Origin of the sequence: Halomonas sp. N3-2A, assembly GCF_002216165.1 — a bacterium.
GTDB lineage: Bacteria > Pseudomonadota > Gammaproteobacteria > Pseudomonadales > Halomonadaceae > Vreelandella.
Genome location: NZ_CP022286.1, coordinates 1,860,462 through 1,883,456, shown reverse-complemented (window position 1 = coordinate 1,883,456; position 22,995 = coordinate 1,860,462). Strand labels below are relative to the sequence as shown.

Sequence of the window (22,995 nt, the reverse complement as noted above, 5' to 3'; positions counted from 1 at the left end):
TACACGGATCGTCTTAACGCTCCTTGCCTTGTCCGCTATCCGGCAATGACTGCCTAGGGAGAAAATAATGCGCGATACACATACTCGACGCTCATCAGCGTTAGCGTTAGCAGCCAGTGCGCTAGGGTTAGCCTTTGCATCGCCTATTGCGTGGGCAAACGAGGCTGCAGAGCGCCTTACTGAGCGGCTTGACCCGCTTGAGAACTATCAAGCGACGTTTGAACAGCAAATTTTGGACGGTGGTGGTGAGCGTTTACAAAGCGCGCGTGGAGAAATGTGGCTCTCGCGCCCTGGCATGCTACGTTGGGAAGTCGATGCGCCTTATACGCAAGTCGTCGTCTCGGATGGTGATGATGTTTATCTCTATGACCCTGATCTTGAGCAAGTCACCATTCAGGCAATGGATGACCGGGTCACTCATACCCCCGCGCTGTTGCTTTCAGGCAGTGCAAGCGATTTAACTGCTAGCTATGACGTATTTCATGAGCAGCAGGACGGTGATGACGTATTTACGCTGATTCCTATCTCAGCGGATACGTTATTTGAAGAGCTGAGCATGATCTTTGACGATCAAACCCTAACGGAGCTGTGGATGATGGACAGTACTGGTCAGCGCACCGCGATTACGTTTAGCGACATTACTCGTAACGGTAGTATTGACCGCAGCTTATTCAATTTTGATATTCCTGAAGGTACGGATGTTATCCGCGAAGAGCTGTAAAAAATGGTGTGAGAAGAGCAATACACGCTCGCAATAATGTCGCACGATGACTAGATCAGGCACCTTAAGGTGCCTGATCTGCTTCTAGGTCCTGCTGTTCCCGCCACGCCATTATCTCACCAAAGCGTTTCTCCTGACCAAAGGCGCTCGGTTCATAAAATCGTGTTTTAGGTACGTCATCTGGCCAACAGTCATGAGCGCTGCCAGCAGGGTAGCCATAGGTTTCGTTATGCGCGTAGCGATAACCTTGGCCATGTCCTAACTGCTCCATCAATTTGGTGGGAGCGTTACGAAGATAGCTGGGAACTTCCAGCTGTGGTTGCTGCTGCACAAACTGCTGTGCAGCTTTCCAGGCACGATCAATACGATTACTTTTTGGAGCAACCGCTAAATGAATAGCGGCGTGGGCAATCGCCCGCTGGCCCTCATAATCGCCTAAACGTAAGTAGGCATCCCAGGCAGCAATGACCAGGGGCAGTGCTCGAGGGTCAGCATTGCCGACATCTTCTGAGGCAATCGCCGTTAAGCGGCGCACAATATCAAGCGGGTCGCCGCCCCCCTGTAAAAAGCGTGCCATATACAGCAGGGCTGAATCAGGGCGTGATGAGCGAATTGATTTATGAACGGCTGATAATAAATCGTAATAAGCGTCACCCTGCTTATCAAAGGCGCTTGATTGATGACCTACCACATCGGCTAACACCGCTTTGTGTAGCACCTCTTTATCACCATGCTGTTCAGTAAAGTCGCAGGCCGTTTCTAGTAGTCCCAGCGCGCGACGTGCGTCGCCTGCACTGGCATGAGCAAGAGCCTCTAATACTCCCTCTTCCATCTCGATGCGGCGCTTCCCCAGGCCATGCTCCGCATCGTTTAATGCTTGAGATAACACCTGGAGAAGTTCGTCATGGCTCAGCGGTTTAAGTACATACACCCGAGCACGGGAAAGTAGCGCCGAGTTGACCTCAAATGAGGGGTTTTCTGTTGTTGCGCCGATCAGTGTTAGCAGGCCGGACTCTACATGGGGCAGCAGCGCGTCCTGTTGACTCTTGTTCAAACGGTGGATTTCATCTAAGAATAGAAGTGTGGGCGATGTGCGTTGCTGTGCTCGCTCTACTGCTGAACGGATTTCTTTCACACCGGCCATAACGGCACTTAAATGCTCAAGATGAGCGCCAGAAGCGCGGGCTAGTAACTCTGCTAGCGTGGTTTTGCCCACGCCAGGCGGCCCCCATAAAATCATTGAACGCACGACCCCAGACTCCGCCATTCGGCGTAGCGGTTTTTCAGGCCCCACTAATGCTTGCTGGCCGACATAATCGTTAAGGGTTAGAGGGCGCATACGGTAGGCAAGGGGCACGTCTTCACTCGTGGTAACGGACGCGCGGTCAAAAAGATCCATATAAACGTTCCCTATAAATTTCCAGCGTAAATCTTGCCGTTGAACAATCAACGATTAACACGTGTCTGTGGTAAATAATGTAACGTCGGGCTACCTTTGGGCATAACCGACGGATAAGCGCCTGCTTGCCTAGGTAATGCCAAAGGCGCATGGTAACGATTAACACCAGTGTAGTTGAACCCAGCTCATGCCATGCGCCTAAGCGTTAGCAGACAATGGGCGAAAGGTAAGGCACTTACAAAGGAGACGGCAAGATGTTAAACCAACTGCGTCTAGATCATGCCAACATGGCGCGAATGCTCCATGTGTTGCAACTGAAACAAAAAACACTCGCGAGCGGTGAACGGCCCGACTTCCAGTTGATGCGTGAGGTGGTGGACTACATTTTGTCTTATATGGATGGTTTTGCTTCTCCGCTGGAAAAAATCTGCGTGGAACGTCTGCAGAAGCAGGCCCCTGAGCACCTTCCATTGATGGAGCAGATGGCCAGTGACTATCGTAAATTAAAGCCACGTCTGTCTCGTTTATCCAATGATATCGACATGATTCTAATGGATAACGTGCTGCCCATGGATATTTTTGCAGAGGCGTTGAAAGCGTACCTTGATGCCCACCGTGCCTATCTCCGTCATGAGAGAGAGGGCCTGTTCCCATTGATAGATGAGCATTTCAGCGAAGAGGATATGGAGGAGCTTCGTCAAGCGCTACCTGAAGGGGCTGAACAAGAACTAGAGCGCCTACAGCAAGCGTACCCCGAACTTTACGCTGAATTGCGTGGTGCCGAAGTGCCACCAATGTAGCGCGTAAGCTGATCACTCAAGGTGTAACGGGGCGTGTTAGACTAACGCCCCGTTTTTTATTGGCGGCTTGAGGAGGGTGGTATGTACAACGCGTATTGGATGGTTAAGCAGTGATGTCAGGGCCTGTACTACTGTTTGATTCAGGTGTGGGTGGCCTTTCTGTTGCCCATGCGCTTCGCCAGCATTACCCGCATCTGGCAATGTGTTATGCCTGTGATAATGCGTGGCTACCCTATGGTCTACGTGATGATGTGACGCTCTCCCAGCGTATTGTCTCGGTATGCAAAGCGGCCGTAGATGCCTGTCAGGCGAGTGTCTTGGTCGTTGCCTGTAATACCGCTAGCACTCTAGCGTTAGAGGGATTGCGTGCAGCGTTAGATATTCCGGTTGTTGGAACGGTGCCTGCTATCAAGCCTGCTGCGTTGAGTAGTCAGACACGTCACATTGGCTTGCTCGCCACAGCGGCGACCGTCAATAGGCCGTATACGCAGACGTTAATTAATAGTTTCGCGAGTGACTGTGTGATCACCAGGGTGGCAGCAGGTGAGCTTGTTACAGAGGCAGAAGCGTGGCTATCCGGCATACCGATTAACCAGCAGCGCATAAACCTAGCGCTAACACCTTTATGGCAGGCTACCCAGACCAACCCAGCACTCGATACCGTTGTGCTGGGCTGTACCCATTTTCCACTGTTGAAAACTGAGCTAATCCGGCTGTCGCCGGTACCCTTGGCGTGGGTGGATTCTGGCGATGCAATTGCCCGCCGGGTAGGGCAAGTGGCACCGACCATAGCCAATAGCGCCCAAGATGGGCGTTGCTTCACGACAGCATCAGCGTCGCAACTTACTAACGGGTTGGCACGCTTTGGTTTTCACGCGCCACAACGATTAACGATTCCTAACGCGGTGTAGTCCCTCTGTTAGGCTGTTTGTTTTTATTGATGTTATTTACTTAAATGAGGAACTACCTTGGCGATCCCCACTGTAGAACCAGAACGCTACGCCGAACAGCTCGCTGAAAAGCAAGCCTACGTGGAGAAAACCTTTGCAGCGTTCACCACGCCCACGCTTGAAGTCTATCCCTCACCGCCAAGCCACTATCGGCAACGCTGCGAATTTCGTATTTGGCATGAAGATGATGACCTCTTCTACGCCATGTTTGAGGTCGATTCGGATAATCCCAAAAACAAGCGTGTCGTGCGTTTGGATCAGTTCCCCGTCGCCAGTGAGCATATCAATGCGCTGATGCCGCGTCTGCGAGAAGCGTTCCTTGCCAGCGATGAACTTCGTCGGCGCTTATTTCAAGTTGAGTTTTTAACCACGTTGTCTGGTGAAGCCTTGGTGACGCTGATCTACCACCGCCCGTTAGGCGAGGCCTGGGAAGCCGAAGCGCGCGCACTGGAAGAGGCGCTTGGCATCATGATTATTGGCCGTTCGCGCAAGCAGCGCTTGGTGCTAACCCGAGATCATGTGTGGGAGCGCTTAACAGTTGATGGTCGTGAGCTGGTTTATCAGCAGGTCGAAAACAGCTTTACTCAGCCAAATGCGCATATCTGCCAGACCATGCTTAGCTGGGCCAGGGAGGCCACCGCTGGAAGGCAGGATGAAGACTTGGTGGAGCTTTACTGTGGTAACGGTAACTTTACCATTGCGTTAGCGGATAACTTCCGCCGCGTTTTGGCGACGGAAATTTCGCGCACCTCGGTTGCCAGCGCTAACGTCAATCTGGACGCTAACGGTGTAACCAATGCTCAGGTCGCAAGAATGTCCGCTGAAGAGTTCGCCTTGGCGCTAAAGGGCGAGAAAACAGGTCGCCGAGTGACGGAGATGGCGTTGGATGCGTATGAGTTTTCCACCGTGCTAGTCGATCCACCAAGAGCGGGTCTGGACGCCGAAAGTTGTCATCAAATCAGCGAATACGCTCAAATCGTCTATATTTCATGCAATCCGGCAACGCTAGCTGAAAACTTAACCATACTGACTCAAACACACCATATTGAACGGTTCGCGCTTTTTGATCAGTTTCCGTTTACCGAGCATTGTGAATGCGGTGTATTACTCACACGAAAGAGCGCTGGGTAATTGAGAAATTGCCGATAATGCTTAAGAGCTCTTGTCAATAGTGCTTATGATGCATAAGCGGCATACACCATGAATAACCTGTCAGATGGTTAGGGGGATAAGCAACGGTAGCGTAAGCTAGTGGATAGTGTGGCCTAAAGGCCTATTGTCCTTCGTTTTTTGGCCTAAATTGTGGCCCCAGGCAGTCGAGGTGATGGATGCATTACGTTGCGATTGAAGAGAGTCGGCGGGATCTTTTGAAGCAGCTACAAGAGCGATTGGATGCGCGACTGGAGCCGGAGCGAGCGGCAGATGTCGAAGCCTTTGCTCGCCACTTCTACGCCACGGTACCCGTTGAAGACTTGGTTGACCGGCGTTTAGACGACTTGTATGGGGCCACACTGTCGATTTGGCAGTTTTTACAGCATCACGATCCCAAAAATCCCAAGGTGCGCATCTTCAATCCCGACTTTGAAGAGCATGGCTGGCAGTCAACCCACACCTTCGTTGCCGTTTTGCACGAAGATATGCCATTTTTGGTTGACTCGGTACGGATAGAGCTTAATCGTCGCGGACTGACGGTTCACGCTATTCAGAACGCTGTGCTTGCCGTGGCGCGTGATAGTCAGCATCAGCTCAAAGCACTCGCCTCGCCAAGAGATGAAGATGCGCCTGAGGCGCGTGAGTCGCTGATGGTCATTGAAGTGGATCGCCACTCGGATCCTGAATCGCTGACCAAAATTGAGAATAAGTTACATGAAGTGCTACGTGATGTTAGAACCGCCGTCAGCGATTTTGACGAGATGTGCGGTCAAATCACGTCGGCTATTCAAGAGTTAGAGAAAAACTGCCCCCCGCAAATTGATCCTGACGATCATGAAGAGGCCATCGCGTTTTTAGAGTGGCTGCTCAAAGACAACTTTACCTTCCTGGGTTACGACGAGTATCTGCTGGAAGGCAAAGAGCTGCAGCGCGATCCTAATAGTGTTCTGGGGGTTTTCCGCCTTGATCAGCCCCGTTACCGCGAGCGTATCCGCACTGAAGAGGGGGTTGATGAGAATGGCGACTACGTGCTGGTACCCCAGCTACTGTCGTTTGCTAAAAGTGCGCATCACTCCCGGGTGCATCGCCCCACATACCCAGACTATATTACCGTTGATCGCTACGACGACGATGGCAATGTGATCGGCGAGCGGCGCTTCTTTGGCTTGTTCACATCTACGGTTTATAACGAATCGCCACGCAATATCCCGCTGCTGCGTCGCAAGTTGAAAGCGGTGATGGATATTGCCGGGTTTAACCCCCAGGGGCATAACGGCAAACAGCTGTTGCAAGTGTTGGAAGTGTATCCGCGTGATGACTTATTCCAGATCAGCACCGAATCCCTGGCCAGCACCGCACTCGGTATTCTTAATATCCGCGAACGCCGCCAAGTGCGCTTGTTTATTCGCGCGGACGTCAGCGGTAAGTTCTACTCTTGCTTAGTCTTTGTTCCAAGAGATGTGTTCTCTACCGACCTGCGCCAGCGCATACAAACGATGCTATGCGATGAGCTAGACGCTCATTTTGGCGACTTTAACACCTATTTGTCAGAGTCGGTTTTAGCCCGTATTCAGCTTATTCTGCGCTTTAATGGTGAAGGACCAAGTCAATACGATCTTAAGCGCTTAGAAAGCAAAGTGGCACGTTTGGCACGTAGCTGGCGTGATGAGCTTCAAGAAGCAATGATCGAAGGGTTTGGTGAAGAGCGTGCCAACCACGAAATGGATCACTTCCATGATGCATTCTCGGCCAGCTACCGAGAAGATTTCAACGCGCGCACAGCGGTGTTTGATGTTCAGCATCTACTGACCCTGGATAGCGGTGACGATCTCTCGTTGTCACTGTATCGCCCCCTGGAAGAGCAAGCGGGCGGTATGAACTTAAAGCTTTTCCATCGTGAAACGCAGATCCCGCTGTCTGATGTGCTACCGATGATGGAAAACTTGGGATTGCGCGTTATCGGCGAGCGTCCTTATGACATTAATGCCCCGCAGCAGCGTTACTGGATTCATGACTTCGAACTGGAACATAGTCGCGAAGGCGTCAATTTAAGTGAAATGCGTGACACCTTCAGCGAAGCGTTTAAGCGTATATGGGCCGGAGAGGCGGATAACGACGCTTTTAACCGTCTGATAATTGGTGCTGGCCTTGATTGGCGTGAAGTCGCCATGCTGCGCGGTTATGCCCGTTACCTTAAGCAGATTCGCTTTGGTATGTCGCAGGACTACATCGCGGCTACTCTAGCTAATTACCCGGTAATCACCCAGGCGCTCGTTGAGCTATTCCGGTTGCGCTTTGATCCCAAGCATCAGCCAAGCAGCTTAGATGACTGTATTGCTCGTTTAAATGAGAACCTGGAAAGTGTCGCCAGCCTTAATGATGACCAGTTGCTGCGTCGCTTTATGGAGCTTATTCAAGCAACTCTGCGCACTAACTACTACCAAAAAGCGGATGATGGCCGTTTTAAAGATTACATCTCCTATAAACTGGAGCCCTCGAAAGTCACGGGCATGCCCAAGCCCCGTCCGGCGTTTGAGATTTTTGTTTGTTCACCTCGCGTAGAAGGCGTTCACCTGCGTGGCGGTAAAGTCGCTCGTGGTGGCTTGCGCTGGTCAGATCGCCACGAAGATTTCCGTACGGAAGTGTTGGGTCTGGTAAAAGCCCAGCAGGTAAAAAATGCGGTTATCGTGCCCGTGGGAGCTAAAGGCGGTTTCGTATGCAAACGCATGCCAGAAAATGCTGGTCGTGAAACCCAGCAGAAAGAAGGTATCGCCTGCTACAAAATTTTTATTCGCGCACTGCTGGATGTCACTGACAACCTAGTGGGTGGTGAGGTTGTGCCACCGCAAAATGTGGTTCGCCATGATGGCGACGACACCTACCTTGTCGTTGCAGCCGATAAAGGGACCGCAACTTTCTCGGATATCGCAAATGAGATATCCATAGAGTATGGCCACTGGCTCGGGGATGCCTTTGCTTCTGGCGGTGCTAACGGTTACGACCATAAGAAAATGGCGATTACCGCGCGAGGTGCCTGGGAATCCGTCAAGCGTCACTTCAAAAACCTTGACGTGAATACCCAACAAGATTTGTTCACGGTAGTGGGCGTTGGCGATATGGCTGGCGATGTTTTCGGCAACGGCATGCTGCTGTCGGATAAAATCCAGCTGGTAGGCGCATTTAACCACCTGCATATTTTTGTCGATCCAAACCCCGACGCGGAAGCTGCTTTCGCCGAGCGTAAGCGCATGTTCAATCTGCCGCGCTCCAGTTGGGAAGACTACAATGCTGAGCTGATTTCACAGGGGGGCGGTGTCTTTAGCCGCAGCGCGAAATCGATCCCGATTAGCCCGGAAATGCAGCAGGTGTTTGGTATCGAAGAAACGCGCCTTTCACCCAATGATCTGATCCGTGCCATGCTGAAGGCCAAGATTGATCTGTTGTGGAACGGTGGTATCGGTACCTATGTGAAGAGTTCCGATGAAACTGACGCTGACGTGGGCGACAAAGCCAACGACGCGTTGCGTATTAACGGCGCTGAGTTGAATTGCCGCGTTGTTGGTGAGGGCGGAAACTTGGGCTTGACCCAGCGTGGCCGGATGGAAGCGGCCGCTAAAGGTGTGCGCGTTTATACAGACTTCATCGATAATGCCGGGGGTGTTAACTGCTCTGACCATGAGGTCAATATCAAGATATTGATTGATGAAGTGGTTAAGCGTGGTGACATGACCGACAAGCAGCGTAACCAGCTGCTATCCGATATGACCGAGGAAGTTGCTAACCTAGTTATTCTCGATAACTATCGTCAAACCCAAGCGCTGGATCTGTCCGGAATTCTGTCTCTCCAAGGCATGGGGCCATACCGTCGCTTTATCAGTGAACTTGAGTCAGCTGGTCAAATTGATCGTGAATTAGAGTTCTTGCCTGCCGATGATGTGCTTAAAGAGCGCGCCAGCCATGACCAGGGCATGCGGTTACCTGAGCTGTCGGTGCTGATTTCTTACGCTAAGAGCACTCTGAAAGGCGATTTGATCAACTCTGATGTGCCGGATGATCCCTACATTCATCGTCATTTAGAGCGCTTGTTCCCTGAGGTGTTGACGGAACGCTACCAGACCGAGATGTATGACCACCGTCTGAAGCGTGAAATTGTTGCCACCCAAGTGGCCAACGATCTAGTTGACCACATGGGCATCGTCTTCGTTCGTCGTCTAATGGACTCTACCGGCGCGGGTCGAGCTGATATTGCTCGTGCTTACGTGGTCGCTCGAGACGCGTTTAACCTGACGACACTGTGGGAACAGATTGAGGCGCTGGACAACCAAGTGCCGAACCGTGTGCAGTACTCAATGATGCTCGACCTGATGCGCATGATTCGCCGCGCGACGCGCTGGTTCCTGCGTCAGCATTTGGGATTGTCGACCCAAGATACAATTGAGTACTTCGGACCTCGCCTTGCTCAACTGCAAGAAGGGATTGGTGAACTGCTTAGCGGAGAAGAGAAGGCTACATGGCGTAAGCGTTGCGACGAGCTGCTAGAAGCAGGTGTGCCAGAAGCGCTAGCCTCTACGGTGGCTGCATCGCCTAGTCTCTATGCAGGTTTGGGCATTATTCACGCAGCGCGGGTCACCAATGAGAAGCCTCAGCGTGTGGCCGAAGTGTTCTACGAAATTGGCAGCCGTCTAGAGCTACCCTGGATTATACAGCAGGTGACCCAGCTGGAAGTGCGTGATGCGTGGCAAGCGCAAGCGCGAGAAACCTTCCGCGACGATATTGATCGCCAGCAACTGGCACTAACGACCAGTGTTCTGAAGCTGGAAGCGGGTAGTCGTGACACCCAAGAGCGTGTGGCTCAGTGGCTTGAGCAGCACGCCGAGCTACACCGCCGCTGGTGCCATCTGATTGACGAAGTGCGCGGTGGCAGTGAAGGTGGCTTTGCACTGTTTGCCGTCGCCGTACGTGAACTGGTCGACCTTGCTGAAAGTGATAGCGAAGCGTAAGTCACAAGCTAGCTATCGACTTGCTCGATAAGTAACACCACCTAACCGCGTCCTGAATCAGGGCGCGGTTTTTTTATGACGGTTCTTGAGACCGTTCTTGTGAGCGCTTTTTCACGGCATCGCCTTTCTCGCCGCTCAGCGCTGCGAAGATAACTTGATTTACGCTATACTCTGCGCGCCGCGCGCTATGTCGTTTATTTGCCCACATGTAGCGTGTCCGTTCGTCTGCTTTATGCCCACTGCTCTGGAGAGCCTCGCTGATGTATAACTTCGCCCGTTCGCTGTTGTTTCGACTCGACCCAGAAGCATCTCATGGGTTGGCGCTGGGTGCGTTAGATACTCTGCATCGGGTGGGTGGTGTGCAGCGGGTATATGGTGAGCCTGTGAGCGACCCTGTCGAACTGATGGGGCTGCGTTTTAGTAATCGGGTAGGGCTTGCCGCAGGGCTGGATAAAAATGCCGATCACTTGGATGCGCTGGGCGCGTTGGGCTTTGGGTTTGTAGAAGTAGGCACCGTGACGCCCAAAGCGCAGCCAGGCAACCCGAAGCCACGCCTGTTTCGGCTTGCAGGCCACGAGGCGATCATTAACCGCTTTGGATTTAATAACAAAGGGGTTGAGCACCTTGTCGCCCAGGTGAAAAAGCGTCACTACAGAGGCGTTGTGGGCATCAATATTGGTAAAAACTTAACCACCTCTGTGGAAAACGCGCTCGATGATTACCTGCTTTGTTTAGAGGCGGTGCACAGCGCGGCTGATTATATTGCGGTCAATATTTCCTCGCCTAACACGCCTGGGCTGCGGACATTACAGTTCGGCGAGCAGCTGGATGCACTGCTTGGGCCTATTCGTTCGCGTAGCCAAGCACTGGACAACGCGTTAGGCCGCAAGGTACCGCTACTGGTTAAAATCGCCCCAGATATGAGTGAAGAAGAGGTCGCTCTGGTGGCTGGCAGTATTGCTCGTAATGCGCTGGATGGTGTTATTGCGACAAATACTACGATAGCTCGCGATGCCGTTAAGAGTGACCCTCAGTCAGAAGAGGCGGGTGGGCTTTCTGGAAAACCCGTTTTTGAAGCATCGAATAGGGTAATTCGCCTGTTACGCGCGCAACTGCCAACGCTGCCTATTATAGGTGTAGGCGGGATTGATAGCGGTGAGGCCGCTGCGGCTAAAATTGCCGCTGGCGCAGACTTGGTGCAGCTCTATTCAGGGTTGATTTACCAAGGGCCTGGGTTAGTGAAAGCGTGCGCCGAGGCATTGAAACAGCCATAATTGAGCAATAAAAAAGCCCGCTTGTCAGCGGGCTCCGTACTCCAAATGTCATGTTTGAAAAGGTAAAAAAACTAGGTCATCACCATGGGATTTTTATGGATACCGGAGACGCCTGTCATCCCGTCCCACTGATCACCGCGACCTTCACGCCAACCACTCATCCAATATTCGCGTAAATTGACATCTTGACTGGGGCAGTCATCTCGGGAGCGACCCGTAATGCCCGCTTTATAGCCGTGAACATAAGCCCGTTGGAAGCGATCACGTTTTTGTCGTTTCATTGGCTAACCTCTTTTCACGAAAGCCTTTGATAAGAAAAGCACGCTGGGCAAAAATGCTATATTTGCATCAGTGCTATTTCGATAGATAACTTTGGCAAGCCGCCACTCAACGCTAGTGCCTAGCACTCACGTGCTGAACGGGCAAAGCGGCAGACTCGACAAATTAGGGTCTTGAAAGCAAGTTGCTAATAGAACCCTGACAAACAACGCATGCGTTTTTCAGTAGCTACACTCTTATTGTTAGCTCATTATGGGGTCACTTGTCGACCATCAAATTGTCATAAGACGTAAACTCATTTGCCATATATAGGAATATCGCGCTCTTACGCGCGGCGATAAACATGACCGAGTCGAGCCAAACTGCCCCTCTAAACCTCCTTGCTACCTGCCCCAAAGGCATTGAAGGCCTTTTAGCTGATGAGCTTTCAGCGCTAGGAGCCGAGCCAGGTAAAACGACCGTGGCGGGCGTTTATTTTTCCGCCAATCTAGCAACCGCCTATCGCATATGCCTATGGTCACGGCTAGCTAACCGCATTATTTTGCTGTTAGCTCGGGAGCCGATGATTGATACCGCTGAGCAAGTGCGTGACGTGGTCGCCCGGCTTCCCTGGACACAGCATTTAACGCCAGGCAAAACGCTGGCGGTAGATTTTCATGGCCGCAGCGACCACATTCGCCATACTCGGTTTGGTGCCCAGACGGTGAAAGATGGCGTTGTTGATTCTCTGCAGCTAGCAGGTCAGGAGCGTCCAAATGTTGATACCAAAACACCTGATCTGCGCATCTACGCCCATCTACACCGCGCTAACTTAAGTCTGGGAATTGATCTTTCAGGCGAAAGTTTGCACCGCCGTGGCTACCGCCGTGATGTTGGACATGCACCGCTGAAAGAGAACTTGGCAGCCGCATTGCTAGTGCGTGCTGGCTGGCCTGAACGAGCAAAAGCCGGTGAGCCGCTGTTAGATCCGCTATGCGGTGCAGGCACGTTGCTGATTGAAGCGGCGCTAATGGCTGCCGACCAAGCGCCCAATCTCAATCGGGAGCGCTTTGGCTTTCAGGGCTGGGCAGGCCACGACGAGCCGCTGTGGAAAGAGTTAAAGCGCGAAGCTGAGGCACGGGCGTCGATAGGCCGTAAACGCTGTAAAACGGCGCTGGTGGGCTTTGATCAGAGTCCGGCGGCATTGACAGCAGCGAAAGCTAACGCCATGCGTGCGGGCATTCCTGCGCTAATTACCTTGCATGGGCAGAGCCTAAGTCAGCTAACCAGGCCAGAGACTATTACTGCCGAACGTGGGCTATTGATAACTAACCCGCCTTATGGCGAGCGCTTAGGCGAATTACCTGAATTGGTGCGTTTGTATGCCCAGCTGGGAGAGAAGGCGAAAGCGCTGTTTCCTGGTTGGACACTGGCACTGTTTACCGGTAACCCCGATTTGGGGCATCGCCTTGGGCTACGTGCTCACAAGCAGTATGCACTGAAGAACGGTGCGCTGGATGCGAAGTTGCTGCTGATGGAAATTGCCACTCACACGGCCAGCACGCCAGACAGTGACAGCGTCTCTTCTGTCTCAGAAAATGGTGGAGAGGCGCAGCAAACAGGCACCAGTGCCAAGCCTGCTGTGTCCGAAAATGCCCAAATGTTTGCCAATCGACTGGCGAAAAACCAAAAACGTCTGAAAAAGTGGCTCAAGAAAAGCGCTGAGACTTGCTACCGTGTTTACGATGCTGATATGCCGGAGTATGCGCTGGCAGTCGATCGTTACGGTGACCGAGTGCACGTTCAAGAGTACGCCGCACCCAGCTCAATCAACCCCGCTCAGGCTCAAAAGCGCTTGTTTGATGCCTTGGAAGTGCTGCCAGATGCCCTCGGCGTCGACCCAGGCAAGGTGTATATAAAGCGTCGTGAGCGGCAAACGGGTAGTGCCCAGTACCAGAAGCGGGATGCCAGCGGTGAACGCTTTGAAGTGCAGGAAGGTGACGCTCGGTTGTGGGTTAACCTGCGTGACTACTTGGATACCGGCTTGTTTTTGGATCATCGGCCAGTGCGCCGCCTGCTTAACGAGATGGCTAGCGGGAAGCGCTTCTTAAACCTGTTTTGCTACACTGCCACGGCAACCGTGCAAGCAGCCTTGGGCGGTGCAAGCGACAGCGTCAGTGTCGATATGTCGAATACCTACCTTGAGTGGGCGAGAGACAACTTTGCGCTGAACAAGCTGGACCCAAGGCTACATCGTGTGGTGCGGGATGACTGTTTCCGCTGGCTTGAAACCGCAAACGCCGAGTTTGACCTGATCTTTATGGATCCGCCGACATTTTCTAACTCCAAGAAAATGCGCGATACCCTTGATGTTCAGCGTGACCATCCGCGGCTAGTGGAACTGGCCATGGCGCGTCTTGCGCCCGGCGGTACCCTGGTGTTCTCGAACAATCAGCGACGCTTCAAGCTAGACGAGGCGCTCAGCGAGCGCTACGCAGTAGAAGATATTACATCGCGTACGTTTGATCCGGATTTTCAACGCCGAACCAACCTGCATCATGTGTTTTTGCTACGGCATAAAGCGTAAGGGCACAAAGAGATCGGATATGATTCAGCTATCGATTTATACAACGTTAGGCTGCCACTTGTGCGCTCAGTTAGAGGCGCTAGTGGTAACGTTGGCGAACCAAGAGGTATCGCTGCATCACATTGAAATCAGCGACGACGATACGTTAGCGGCGCGTTATGGTGTGCGCATTCCGGTTTTGATGGATGCTAATGGGGAAGAACTGGATCGAGGCTTTGATCTTGATAAGCTGAGCGCTTGGTTACAAGCGCGCGGCTGGTTGGATGAGGCTGCGCTTACAGCACTTACCACACCGCCCGAAAATGCGCCGCCAATTGGCGCGCATCAGCGCAATGGACGGCGCTACTTGGGTTGAGAAAGTCCTTGAGACAGTCCTTGAAACCGCTCTTGAAAAAGCCTTTAGGGTTTGAATTATTGTCGCTAACATGGAGTTTGATGCACCTAAAGTGCATCAAGTAGCGACAACTGCCGCATGGCTTCCTGTCCTTCGGGCGTATGATCGGCTGCTTCCAGTACCTTGCGAAACCCTCGCGAGGCCTGGATGGTGGCCTCATCTTCCATCCACATTTGTGCTTGCTCCAGGGTGTCTGCCAACTGATGCTTTAGCCCGCCAAACTGGGTGCCGATTTGCCCCCAGGCGCGGCTGAAAATCCAGTCGCCAAACATATCCTGGTGAATATGCACCAACACATAGTCATGGTCGGTTTCCCAGCGTACGATCACACCCATCTCCTTAACTGCTTCTTGATCATGCCTGCACAGCAAGCCGTTGCGGGCGTATTGTAAAGCCCGGATACGAAAACGCCTATGAAACTTGTTATCGACGCGAATATCCCCGCTGCAGACCTCTGTTTTGAGTCGTTTGGCACGCTGCATCGCTTGCCAGGGCGTGAGATTCGTCCTGCCGATGTGGCTGATGCCGACGCACTGATAGTGCGCTCGATTACTCAGGTCAACCACGCGCTATTGGCACAAAGCCCTGTCCGTTTTGTGGGTACCTGCACCATTGGCACTGACCATATTGATCGTGCGTTATTAAGCGATCGCGGCATTGGCTTTGCTAGTGCGCCTGGCTGTAATGCCGACGCCGTGGTGGACTACGTGCTTAGTAGCTTGCTGCTGATAAGTGAGCGACAAGGTTGGTCGTTGCTGACACGTAGGGTGGGTATCGTGGGGGCTGGCAACGTTGGCAGCCGTTTGCAGCAGCGTTTGCAAGCACTGGGTGTGGAAACCATGGTGTGTGATCCGCCTCGCGCAGAAAAAGAACACCCTGGAAAAGGGCCCGTAGCAGTAAAGGAGGCGGGCCTGTTTTGCTCGCTGGATAGCGTCATCGAACACTGCGACGTAGTGTGCCTGCATACTCCGCTGGTGAAAGAGGGCCTCCATGCCACGTATCAACTGCTTAATGCTGAGCGTATTAATGACCTAACCCCTGGGACTGTGTTGCTAAACGCCGGGCGGGGCGACTGTATTGATGGTCTGGCGCTACGTAGTCGTTTAGCGGGTAAAGGCGATATCACGGCGATTCTCGATGTTTGGGAAGATGAGCCGGAGATCGATGCCGGGTTGCGTGATTTGGTAGCGCTGGCGACACCACATATTGCCGGGCATAGCCTTGATGGTAAGTTGCGTGGTACGTGGATGATTCAGCAGGCGCTGGCTCAGCATATCGAGCGGCCAAGTGGCGTTACGTTTAGCGAACTCTGCCCACGACCTGCGCTGTCGGCATTAACGCTGCAGCAAGCGATGCCGATAGAAGAAGCACTCCGGCTATGCACGCGCGCGGTTTACGATGTGCGCCGCGACCACGATGCGTTGCAGCGACACGTGTTTCACCAGGGAATCAAAAAGGGTTTTGATGACTACCGATCAAACTACCCACTGCGTCGAGAGTTTGCCACGCTGCGCGTGTTGTTAGAGAACGACGCAACGGTGTTGGAAGCGCCATTGCTGGCGGCTGGTTTTCAAGTGCGCTGCGTATAGTTGTGTGGTGACGGTGTGTTGATTGTGAGGTGGTTTAGAAAGCACAAGGCCCGCATTTGCGGGCCTTGTGTGTTATGCAGCTAGCGAATATGCGTTTACTGACGGTAAGCCGCTTCTTTTAAGGCGCGAATGCGATCGTCCAGCGGCGGGTGGCTGGCGAACAGCTGCTCTAGCAAAGAGCGGGTTTGGCCTTTAGTAATAGCCATCGCGCGCAGGGTATCAGGCATCTGGTCAGGCATTTCAGTTTCCGCTTTCAGACGTGCCAGCGCATTCACCATCGCGCCAGTGCCCGCTAGGCGTGCGCCTGCCTCATCAGCACGGTATTCACGATAGCGTGAGAACCAGGCAACGATTGCAGAGGCGACAAGGCCAAAGACGATTTCTGCCACGATCACCACGGCAAAATAGCCGATAAAACCAAGGCCACCTTCGCCGTCGCTACGACTTCTTAAGAAGTTGTCGACTAACTGAGCCACGACCCGAGCAAAGAACATAACAAAGGTATTCACGACGCCTTGAATCAGCGCCAGCGTTACCATGTCGCCGTTGGCCACATGGCCGATTTCGTGGGCCAGCACCGCGCGCACTTCTTCAGGGCGCATACGGTTTAATAGGCCCGCTGAAACGGCGACTAATGCATCGTTCTTATTCCAGCCGGTGGCAAACGCGTTGGACTGCTGAGCAGGAAAAATGCCCACTTCTGGCGTTTTAATACCCGCTTCGCGGGAAAGCTCAGCCACCGTATCCAACAGCCACTGCTCTGTTGAATTAGAGGGTGCTTCGATAATTACGGTGCCAGTCGAACGCTTTGCCATCCACTTGGAAATAAACAGCGATATCAGCGAGCCGACCATGCCGAAGATAAAGCAGAAAATCAGCAGGCTAGTAAAGTTGATGCCCTGACTGCTTAGGTAGCTTTCCACCCCAAACAGTCGCAGCGTTAAGCTGGCAACCAGCAACACCGCTAAGTTGGTGGCTAAAAACAGCACAATTCGCATCATGATGCGGGTTCTCCCTCAAAGGTCATTAAAAAGCGTTAGTGGAATGACAGTTTAGATACGTGCTGTTAACGTCAGTTTCAAGTCACCGTTTTTATTGACCGCCGTTTTTATTGGCGATAGCGAGACAAGAAATTAGCAAAGCGATCAAGCGCATCACCCAGCTGATCGGCCCATGGCAGAGTAACAATGCGCACGTGATCCGGTTCTGGCCAGTTGAACGCAGTGCCTTGCACCAGCAGAATTTTTTCCTGGAGCAGTAAGTCCAGCACCAGCTGTTGATCATCCTGAATGTTAAACACCTTGGGATCTAAGCGGGGAAAGGCATACAGCGCACCTTTAGGCGTCACACAAGAGACCCCTGGGATGGCGTTAAGTTTTTCTATCGTGATATCTCGCTGAGCCAATAGTCGGCCGCCCGGCAGAATCAAATCATTGATTGACTGGTAGCCACCTAGTGCGGTTTGGATAGCGTGCTGGGCTGGTACGTTAGCGCACAGGCGCATTGAGGCCAGCATGGTCAGGCCCTGAATGAAATCACTGGCACGCTGTTTGGCTAACGTGCCGGAAATGGTCATCCAGCCGGAACGAAAGCCCGCGCAGCGGTAGCTTTTCGATAGCCCATTCATGGTAATGACCAGTTGGTCATCATCCGCCAATGCACCCGTGGCAGTGTGCTCTACGCCGTCATAAAGAATCTTGTCGTAGATCTCATCGGAGAACACCACCAAATTGTGCTCTTGGGCAATATCCAGCACTTCCCGTACCACTTCGGGCGGGTAAACCGCGCCGGTAGGGTTGTTCGGGTTGATAATGACAATGGCTCGGGTGCGGCTGGTAACTTTGGCGCGAATGTCTGCTATGTCCGGTGCCCAATCGGCTTGTTCATCGCATAAGTAGTGCACGCCGTGACCGCCAGATAAATTCGCTGCGGCGGTCCATAGCGGGTAGTCGGGGGCGGGGATCAGTACTTCATCACCGTCGTTTAACAGCGCCTGCATCGACATCACGATCAGCTCAGAAACGCCGTTGCCGATGTAGATATCTTCAATGCCAACCCCAGGAATCCGTTTACGTTGGCACTCTTGCATAATTGCCTTACGCGCCGAGTAAAGGCCTTTAGAATCACAGTAGCCCTGGGCAGTGGGCAGGTTGCGCATCACGTCTTGAAGAATCTCTTCCGGTGCCTCAAAGCCAAATGGCGCCGGGTTGCCAATGTTAAGCTTTAAAACTCGCTGGCCTTCTTCTTCCAGGCGCTTGGCATGGTCGAGCACTGGGCCGCGAATGTCGTAACAGACGTTATGCAGTTTGTGCGATTTTTTCAGCGTGTGTGATTCTGTAGGCTGCGGGGTGTCCATGGGGTTTATTATCCAAAATGTCCTGTGGCCGTGGGTGTTACTGATGATCAGCTCATTATGCGTCGGATTGTAGGTGGCTGTCTTCGTCGTTTTGTATCGGTGGCGGTGGAATATCACCTGGGGTTTCTAAAGTAAGCCTACCGAGCTTGCCATCGCGTAGCTCGTGAAGCAGTACTTCGGCACCGCGGTGTATGTCGACCTCGCCACCGGGGCGTAAGCCGCCGCGCTTACTCGCAATTTCTTTCAAAATGGCGTGGCCGTCAAAACCGGCAAGGGCTAAGAAGTCCGGCTTTTGCGGGCCATCAGCATCCACCTCTTGTGCTACGGGCGCTTCATAAGTTGGCAGCGCCTTTAACTTATAGCGGGCGGTCAACTCTGCAGGATAGCGCTTGGCAAGCTCGGCGCTGGTGATGATGGCTACATCGGTATACTCAATCGCGGTATCACGAATTGCACCGCTAGCAGCCAAACGATAGGCGCTAGCCTGGTCTTCGATTTTTGGCCATAGCACCCCCGGGGTGTCGATCAGCGCGACGCGGCCGTCGATACGCACCTTTTGTTGGCGCTTGGTGACCGCGGGCTCATTGCCAGTTTTAGCAATTTTACGACCGGCGAGCCCATTGATCAGCGTCGACTTCCCGACGTTGGGAATGCCCATTACCATCACGCGGACATCTCTATCAGCGCGTACCGCGCCTGCCAGCTCGTGGCATAGCTTAGGGATTTTTTTAAGCTCGCGAATATTGGTAGTGGTAATTGCCAGGGCGCGGGTATCTTCTTGGGCATCGAAAAAAGCCACCCACTCCGCAGTACGCTCAGGGTCGGCAAGATCCGCCCGCGACAAAATCTTCAATACCGGCTTATGGCGAGTCAGCTCGGCCAGCATCGGGTTGGCGCTGGAGTAGGGCAGGCGCGCATCAAGTACTTCAATTACGACATCAATTTCGGGCAGCGCGTCCTTAATCTGGCGGCGGGCCTTGTTCATATGTCCGGGGAACCAGCCGAGCATGAGTTTCTCCTAATTAGCGCAAAGCAAATACAAGCACGAAAAACGGGCACAAAAAAAGCGGGCTGCCATTCTAGCAGATGGCGCCCGCCTTTCTGACGTTGAACGAGGATTTAGTGACGATTACTCGTCAGGATGAAACTCTAGTGACACCGAATTGATGCAGTAGCGCAACCCAGTCGTGTCTGGCGGACCATCGGGAAATACGTGACCCAGATGGGCATCGCAGTGGGAGCAAACGACTTCAGTGCGCCGCATGCCGTGGGAGGTGTCGTTATGCTCTTCAATGCAGCGTGTTCCCAGTGGGCGATCAAAGCTTGGCCAGCCGCAACCCGCATCAAACTTATGTTCGTTTTCAAACAGCGGCGCATGGCAGCACACACAGTGGTAAATACCTTGAGCATCACTGACCTGATAATCTCCGGTGAAGGGGCGTTCAGTGCCTTTCTCACGTGCCACATGGTACTGTTCCGGGGTGAGTTGCTTGCGCCATTCATCAGGGGATTTTTCTATTTTCGCCATGGGGATCTCCTCTCCCTCTGGTTACCGTTAAACAGAGGCTTACTAAGCAGGCTAGCGTATCACTACGCAGAGTGACAGTAGATAGCCTGTCCAGGTTCAGCATGTGTGAAAGGTAAGAAAACCGCCAGTGTGGCGTTTACACGCAAGCGACATTACCGTGACGGTATAGTAAGTGTATGAGAAATAAGTAGGTGCGCTTATATAGTAGGTGCGCTTATATAAAGTGCTGGGGGTGATCAAAGCGCCCCATTTTGAAGGCGCGACTCGTGGCAGGATAAAACGTTTCGATTTCAGAGTGCTTGACAGCACATTAAGGGCTGAGTAATATACGCGCCACCTCGACGAGGCAATGAAACGTCCCATTCGTCTAGTGGTCTAGGACACCGCCCTTTCACGGCGGTAACAGGGGTTCGAACCCCCTATGGGACGCCACTTACTCTTATAGAGTTAGTGGTATAGAGTAAGAGGTCGTCAAGGTATCGGATGTGCGGGAATAGCTCAGTGGTAGAGCATCGCCTTGCCAAGGCGAGGGTCGAGAGTTCGAATCTCTTTTCCCGCTCCAAAACGTCCCATTCGTCTAGTGGTCTAGGACACCGCCCTTTCACGGCGGTAACAGGGGTTCGAACCCCCTATGGGACGCCAATCCGATTTGCGAGTAATACAGGTTAAGCGGGAATAGCTCAGTGGTAGAGCATCGCCTTGCCAAGGCGAGGGTCGAGAGTTCGAATCTCTTTTCCCGCTCCAAGCATTTTATATGCTTACAGTGTCCCATTCGTCTAGTGGTCTAGGACACCGCCCTTTCACGGCGGTAACAGGGGTTCGAACCCCCTATGGGACGCCATCTCGCATTTTTTGTAGCACTGTTTGTTGTACGCGGGAATAGCTCAGTGGTAGAGCATCGCCTTGCCAAGGCGAGGGTCGAGAGTTCGAATCTCTTTTCCCGCTCCATACAACGGTTTTACATCGGTGCCAAGGGTCGAGAGCTGGAGCGCCAGCCCGGTCGAATCTCTTTTCCCGCTCCATACAAACACTCCCTTTCTCCTCCTTTATTGCTTGTTTTCCTGTGTTTTTTGAACACTGTATCGCACATCAATTGGCGATTTTTTCGCGTGGCCGTCTTTCGAGCGACTTGAAAAAACATACGGATGCCCCGATATCCTCTCGTCTAACTTGTTTTTCTTGTGCTCCCCATTTGCTGACAGGACATATTCATGGCCGAACCGGCATTGTCTATCCGTAGCCTCACAAAAGTGTATGGCAACGGCTTTCAAGCGTTAAAAGGTATTGATTTAGACGTCCAGCAGGGCGATTTTTTTGCTTTGTTAGGACCTAACGGCGCGGGTAAGTCGACCACCCTGGGGGTGGTCTGCTCGCTGGTGCAGAAATCCGCCGGTAAGGTGTCGATTTTTGGCATCGACATCGATAAAGACTTCGCGAAAGCCAAATACCAACTTGGCGTGGTGCCCCAGGAATTCAATTTTAATCAGTTTGAAAAGGTCATTGATATCATTTTGGCCCAGGCGGGTTATTACGGAATGACCCGTAATGAGGCGTTGCCCCGTGCTAAGCAACTGCTCACTGACCTTGGGTTATGGGACAAGCGTAACGGCAGTGCGCGTATGCTTTCGGGCGGTATGAAGCGTCGTTTGATGATTGCCCGTGCGTTGATGCATCGCCCAAAGCTACTGATTCTTGATGAGCCAACAGCGGGTGTCGACATTGAGCTGCGCCGCAGTATGTGGGAATACATGCGGCGTATTAACCGCGATGAGGGCACTACCATTATTCTCACGACACACTATCTCGAAGAGGCCGAGAGCCTGTGCCGCAATATCGCCATTATCAATCAAGGCGAAATCGTGCGTAACACCAGTGTGCGTGAACTACTGACCGAGCTGAACACTGAAACCTTCCTGCTCGACTTGTCCGCCCCGGTTGAGCAAGCGCCCGTCGTTGAAGGGTTTGAAATTCAGCAGATCGAGCCTTCCCAACTGGCGTTAGTGATTCATCGTGGTCAGCAGCTTAACGATGTGTTCAGTGCCTTAAGCGAACAGGGGCTAAACGTGGTTTCCATGCGCAACCGCGCCAACCGCTTAGAGGAGATGTTTGTTTCCATGGTGGAAAGTAGCCAGCAAGCGATTGATCAACGCAAGCAGCAGGAGGCGCGGGTATGAATGCAACGCAGACCTTCATTGCGCTGTGGACCTTAGTGCTTAAAGAGATCAAACGCTTTACCCGGATTTGGCCGCAAACCTTGCTGCCGCCATCAATCACCATGGCGATGTACTTCATCATCTTCGGTAACTTGATTGGTTCGCGCATTGGCGATATGGACGGCTTCAGCTACATGGACTTCATTGTGCCAGGGCTGATTATGATGTCGGTGATCACCAACAGCTACTCCAACGTGGCCTCTAGCTTTTTTTCCAATAAGTTTCAGCGCTCTATTGAAGAGATGATGGTCTCTCCCATGCCCAATTGGGTGATCTTATCCGGCTTTATTTTGGGTGGTATGGCCCGCGGCTTGGGGGTGGGGTTAATTGTCACGCTGGTGTCGCTGTTCTTTACCCGTTTAACTGTCGAGCATCCACTGCTCACGGTGCTGGTCGTTGTGCTGACCTCGGCGCTGTTTTCCATCGGCGGTTTTATTAATGCGCTGTTGGCTAATAAGTTCGATGATATCTCCATCGTGCCGACGTTTATTTTGACCCCGCTGACGTATTTAGGCGGCGTGTTTTACTCGATTTCGATGCTGCCCGATTTCTGGCAGGGCGTCTCCATGCTCAACCCAATACTGTATATGGTGAACGTTTTCCGCTACGGCTTTTTAGGCGTTTCTGACATTCCGGTCGTCTGGGCGCTGGCCGCTATCTTTGCCTTTATCGTTGTGCTGTTTATGGTGGCGCTCACCATGCTAGAGCGCGGCAAAGGCATTCGCAGTTAAACGTGTAATAACGCCCAGTAGAAAGCACGCTACTTATCAAGAG

18 protein-coding genes and 6 tRNA genes are annotated in these 22,995 nt (G+C 52.6%); 17 read left to right on the top strand and 7 right to left on the bottom strand.

The window, feature by feature from the left end:
• Positions 1-67 precede the first annotated feature (67 nt).
• Positions 68-721, top strand: coding sequence for an outer membrane lipoprotein chaperone LolA (lolA, locus tag CEK60_RS08960; RefSeq protein ID WP_089038722.1), 654 nt, complete (start codon positions 68-70; stop codon positions 719-721).
• A gap of 64 nt (positions 722-785) precedes the next feature.
• Here lolA and CEK60_RS08955 read toward each other — a convergent pair whose 3' ends face one another.
• Complete coding sequence (locus CEK60_RS08955) at positions 786-2,120, bottom strand: replication-associated recombination protein A (protein ID WP_089038721.1); 1,335 nt, start codon at positions 2,118-2,120, stop codon at positions 786-788.
• A 254-nt stretch (positions 2,121-2,374) separates the two neighbouring features.
• Here CEK60_RS08955 and CEK60_RS08950 point away from each other — a divergent pair, with 254 nt between their 5' ends.
• The 5 genes from CEK60_RS08950 to CEK60_RS08930 all read left to right on the top strand — a co-directional run bounded on the left by CEK60_RS08950 (position 2,375) and on the right by CEK60_RS08930 (position 11,296).
• The gene (locus tag CEK60_RS08950) at positions 2,375-2,920 is read left to right on the top strand and encodes a hemerythrin domain-containing protein (protein WP_089038720.1); all 546 of its coding nucleotides are present in this window, start codon (positions 2,375-2,377) and stop codon (positions 2,918-2,920) included.
• Between the two features lie 113 nt (positions 2,921-3,033).
• Entirely contained in the window at positions 3,034-3,831 is a 798-nt protein-coding gene (gene murI, locus CEK60_RS08945; RefSeq protein ID WP_089038719.1) for a glutamate racemase, read from the top strand.
• A 57-nt stretch (positions 3,832-3,888) separates the two neighbouring features.
• Positions 3,889-5,001: a tRNA (uridine(54)-C5)-methyltransferase TrmA gene (gene trmA, locus CEK60_RS08940; RefSeq protein WP_089038718.1), complete on the top strand. Its 1,113-nt coding sequence runs from the start codon at positions 3,889-3,891 to the stop codon at positions 4,999-5,001.
• 197 nt (positions 5,002-5,198) lie between these two features.
• Positions 5,199-10,022 carry an NAD-glutamate dehydrogenase gene (locus CEK60_RS08935; protein ID WP_089038717.1) on the top strand — a complete coding sequence of 1,608 codons (4,824 nt, stop codon included), beginning with the start codon at positions 5,199-5,201 and terminating at the stop codon, positions 10,020-10,022.
• A 260-nt stretch (positions 10,023-10,282) separates the two neighbouring features.
• Positions 10,283-11,296 carry a quinone-dependent dihydroorotate dehydrogenase gene (locus CEK60_RS08930; protein WP_089038716.1) on the top strand — a complete coding sequence of 338 codons (1,014 nt, stop codon included), beginning with the start codon at positions 10,283-10,285 and terminating at the stop codon, positions 11,294-11,296.
• 71 nt (positions 11,297-11,367) lie between these two features.
• On the opposite strand, the gene rmf is transcribed toward CEK60_RS08930, so the two are convergent.
• The gene (rmf, locus tag CEK60_RS08925) at positions 11,368-11,577 is read right to left on the bottom strand and encodes a ribosome modulation factor (protein WP_009722578.1); all 210 of its coding nucleotides are present in this window, start codon (positions 11,575-11,577) and stop codon (positions 11,368-11,370) included.
• A 341-nt stretch (positions 11,578-11,918) separates the two neighbouring features.
• On the opposite strand from rmf, the gene rlmKL reads away from it, so the two are divergent.
• On the top strand, positions 11,919-14,141 hold the full coding sequence (gene rlmKL, locus CEK60_RS08920) for a bifunctional 23S rRNA (guanine(2069)-N(7))-methyltransferase RlmK/23S rRNA (guanine(2445)-N(2))-methyltransferase RlmL (RefSeq protein WP_089038715.1): 2,223 nt from the start codon (positions 11,919-11,921) through the stop codon (positions 14,139-14,141).
• A gap of 19 nt (positions 14,142-14,160) precedes the next feature.
• Positions 14,161-14,496: a glutaredoxin family protein gene (locus CEK60_RS08915; RefSeq protein ID WP_089038714.1), complete on the top strand. Its 336-nt coding sequence runs from the start codon at positions 14,161-14,163 to the stop codon at positions 14,494-14,496.
• Between the two features lie 86 nt (positions 14,497-14,582).
• On the opposite strand, the gene CEK60_RS08910 is transcribed toward CEK60_RS08915, so the two are convergent.
• Positions 14,583-14,864 carry a hypothetical protein gene (locus CEK60_RS08910; RefSeq protein WP_038486583.1) on the bottom strand — a complete coding sequence of 94 codons (282 nt, stop codon included), beginning with the start codon at positions 14,862-14,864 and terminating at the stop codon, positions 14,583-14,585.
• 84 nt (positions 14,865-14,948) lie between these two features.
• Here CEK60_RS08910 and pdxB point away from each other — a divergent pair, with 84 nt between their 5' ends.
• On the top strand, positions 14,949-16,124 hold the full coding sequence (gene pdxB, locus CEK60_RS08905) for a 4-phosphoerythronate dehydrogenase PdxB (RefSeq protein WP_089038713.1): 1,176 nt from the start codon (positions 14,949-14,951) through the stop codon (positions 16,122-16,124).
• A 95-nt stretch (positions 16,125-16,219) separates the two neighbouring features.
• Here the strand turns inward: pdxB and htpX are convergent, their stop codons facing one another.
• The 4 genes from htpX to msrB all read right to left on the bottom strand — a co-directional run bounded on the left by htpX (position 16,220) and on the right by msrB (position 20,008).
• Positions 16,220-17,125, bottom strand: coding sequence for a protease HtpX (htpX, locus tag CEK60_RS08900; protein ID WP_089038712.1), 906 nt, complete (start codon positions 17,123-17,125; stop codon positions 16,220-16,222).
• Positions 17,126-17,232: 107 nt separating this feature from the next.
• Entirely contained in the window at positions 17,233-18,480 is a 1,248-nt protein-coding gene (locus CEK60_RS08895) for a pyridoxal phosphate-dependent aminotransferase (RefSeq protein WP_089038711.1), read from the bottom strand.
• A 55-nt stretch (positions 18,481-18,535) separates the two neighbouring features.
• Positions 18,536-19,489 carry a ribosome biogenesis GTPase YlqF gene (ylqF, locus tag CEK60_RS08890; protein ID WP_089038710.1) on the bottom strand — a complete coding sequence of 318 codons (954 nt, stop codon included), beginning with the start codon at positions 19,487-19,489 and terminating at the stop codon, positions 18,536-18,538.
• A gap of 120 nt (positions 19,490-19,609) precedes the next feature.
• A complete protein-coding gene (msrB, locus tag CEK60_RS08885; protein WP_089038709.1) occupies positions 19,610-20,008 on the bottom strand; it encodes a peptide-methionine (R)-S-oxide reductase MsrB in 399 nt (132 codons plus the stop codon).
• Positions 20,009-20,364: 356 nt separating this feature from the next.
• Between msrB and CEK60_RS08880 the strand changes: the two genes are divergently transcribed.
• From CEK60_RS08880 to CEK60_RS08845, 8 genes are all read left to right on the top strand, one after another.
• Positions 20,365-20,440 (top strand) — tRNA-Glu (locus CEK60_RS08880).
• A gap of 55 nt (positions 20,441-20,495) precedes the next feature.
• Positions 20,496-20,570: transfer RNA gene (locus tag CEK60_RS08875), tRNA-Gly, on the top strand.
• 4 nt (positions 20,571-20,574) lie between these two features.
• Positions 20,575-20,650 (top strand) — tRNA-Glu (locus CEK60_RS08870).
• A gap of 27 nt (positions 20,651-20,677) precedes the next feature.
• Positions 20,678-20,752: transfer RNA gene (locus tag CEK60_RS08865), tRNA-Gly, on the top strand.
• A 21-nt stretch (positions 20,753-20,773) separates the two neighbouring features.
• A tRNA-Glu gene (locus CEK60_RS08860) sits at positions 20,774-20,849 on the top strand.
• Between the two features lie 32 nt (positions 20,850-20,881).
• Positions 20,882-20,956, top strand: a tRNA-Gly gene (locus CEK60_RS08855).
• Positions 20,957-21,219: 263 nt separating this feature from the next.
• Positions 21,220-22,182 carry an ABC transporter ATP-binding protein gene (locus tag CEK60_RS08850; RefSeq protein ID WP_089038708.1) on the top strand — a complete coding sequence of 321 codons (963 nt, stop codon included), beginning with the start codon at positions 21,220-21,222 and terminating at the stop codon, positions 22,180-22,182.
• Positions 22,179-22,952, top strand: a complete 774-nt coding sequence (locus tag CEK60_RS08845) for an ABC transporter permease (protein ID WP_089038707.1) — start codon at positions 22,179-22,181, stop codon at positions 22,950-22,952. Before CEK60_RS08850 ends, CEK60_RS08845 begins: the two co-directional genes overlap by 4 nt.
• Positions 22,953-22,995 lie beyond the last annotated feature (43 nt).

What these genes read in the sequence shown, in the direction of transcription:
- lolA (WP_089038722.1), top strand. Translation starts at nt 68, where the DNA reads ATGCGCGATACACATACTCGACGCTCATCAGCGTTAGCGTTAGCAGCC.
- CEK60_RS08955 (WP_089038721.1), bottom strand. Translation starts at nt 2,120, where the DNA reads ATGGATCTTTTTGACCGCGCGTCCGTTACCACGAGTGAAGACGTGCCC.
- CEK60_RS08950 (WP_089038720.1), top strand. Translation starts at nt 2,375, where the DNA reads ATGTTAAACCAACTGCGTCTAGATCATGCCAACATGGCGCGAATGCTC.
- murI (WP_089038719.1), top strand. Translation starts at nt 3,034, where the DNA reads ATGTCAGGGCCTGTACTACTGTTTGATTCAGGTGTGGGTGGCCTTTCT.
- CEK60_RS08935 (WP_089038717.1), top strand. Translation starts at nt 5,199, where the DNA reads ATGCATTACGTTGCGATTGAAGAGAGTCGGCGGGATCTTTTGAAGCAG.
- CEK60_RS08930 (WP_089038716.1), top strand. Translation starts at nt 10,283, where the DNA reads ATGTATAACTTCGCCCGTTCGCTGTTGTTTCGACTCGACCCAGAAGCA.
- rmf (WP_009722578.1), bottom strand. Translation starts at nt 11,577, where the DNA reads ATGAAACGACAAAAACGTGATCGCTTCCAACGGGCTTATGTTCACGGC.
- rlmKL (WP_089038715.1), top strand. Translation starts at nt 11,919, where the DNA reads ATGACCGAGTCGAGCCAAACTGCCCCTCTAAACCTCCTTGCTACCTGC.
- CEK60_RS08915 (WP_089038714.1), top strand. Translation starts at nt 14,161, where the DNA reads ATGATTCAGCTATCGATTTATACAACGTTAGGCTGCCACTTGTGCGCT.
- pdxB (WP_089038713.1), top strand. Translation starts at nt 14,949, where the DNA reads ATGAAACTTGTTATCGACGCGAATATCCCCGCTGCAGACCTCTGTTTT.
- htpX (WP_089038712.1), bottom strand. Translation starts at nt 17,125, where the DNA reads ATGATGCGAATTGTGCTGTTTTTAGCCACCAACTTAGCGGTGTTGCTG.
- CEK60_RS08895 (WP_089038711.1), bottom strand. Translation starts at nt 18,480, where the DNA reads ATGGACACCCCGCAGCCTACAGAATCACACACGCTGAAAAAATCGCAC.
- ylqF (WP_089038710.1), bottom strand. Translation starts at nt 19,489, where the DNA reads ATGCTCGGCTGGTTCCCCGGACATATGAACAAGGCCCGCCGCCAGATT.
- msrB (WP_089038709.1), bottom strand. Translation starts at nt 20,008, where the DNA reads ATGGCGAAAATAGAAAAATCCCCTGATGAATGGCGCAAGCAACTCACC.
- CEK60_RS08850 (WP_089038708.1), top strand. Translation starts at nt 21,220, where the DNA reads ATGGCCGAACCGGCATTGTCTATCCGTAGCCTCACAAAAGTGTATGGC.
- CEK60_RS08845 (WP_089038707.1), top strand. Translation starts at nt 22,179, where the DNA reads ATGAATGCAACGCAGACCTTCATTGCGCTGTGGACCTTAGTGCTTAAA.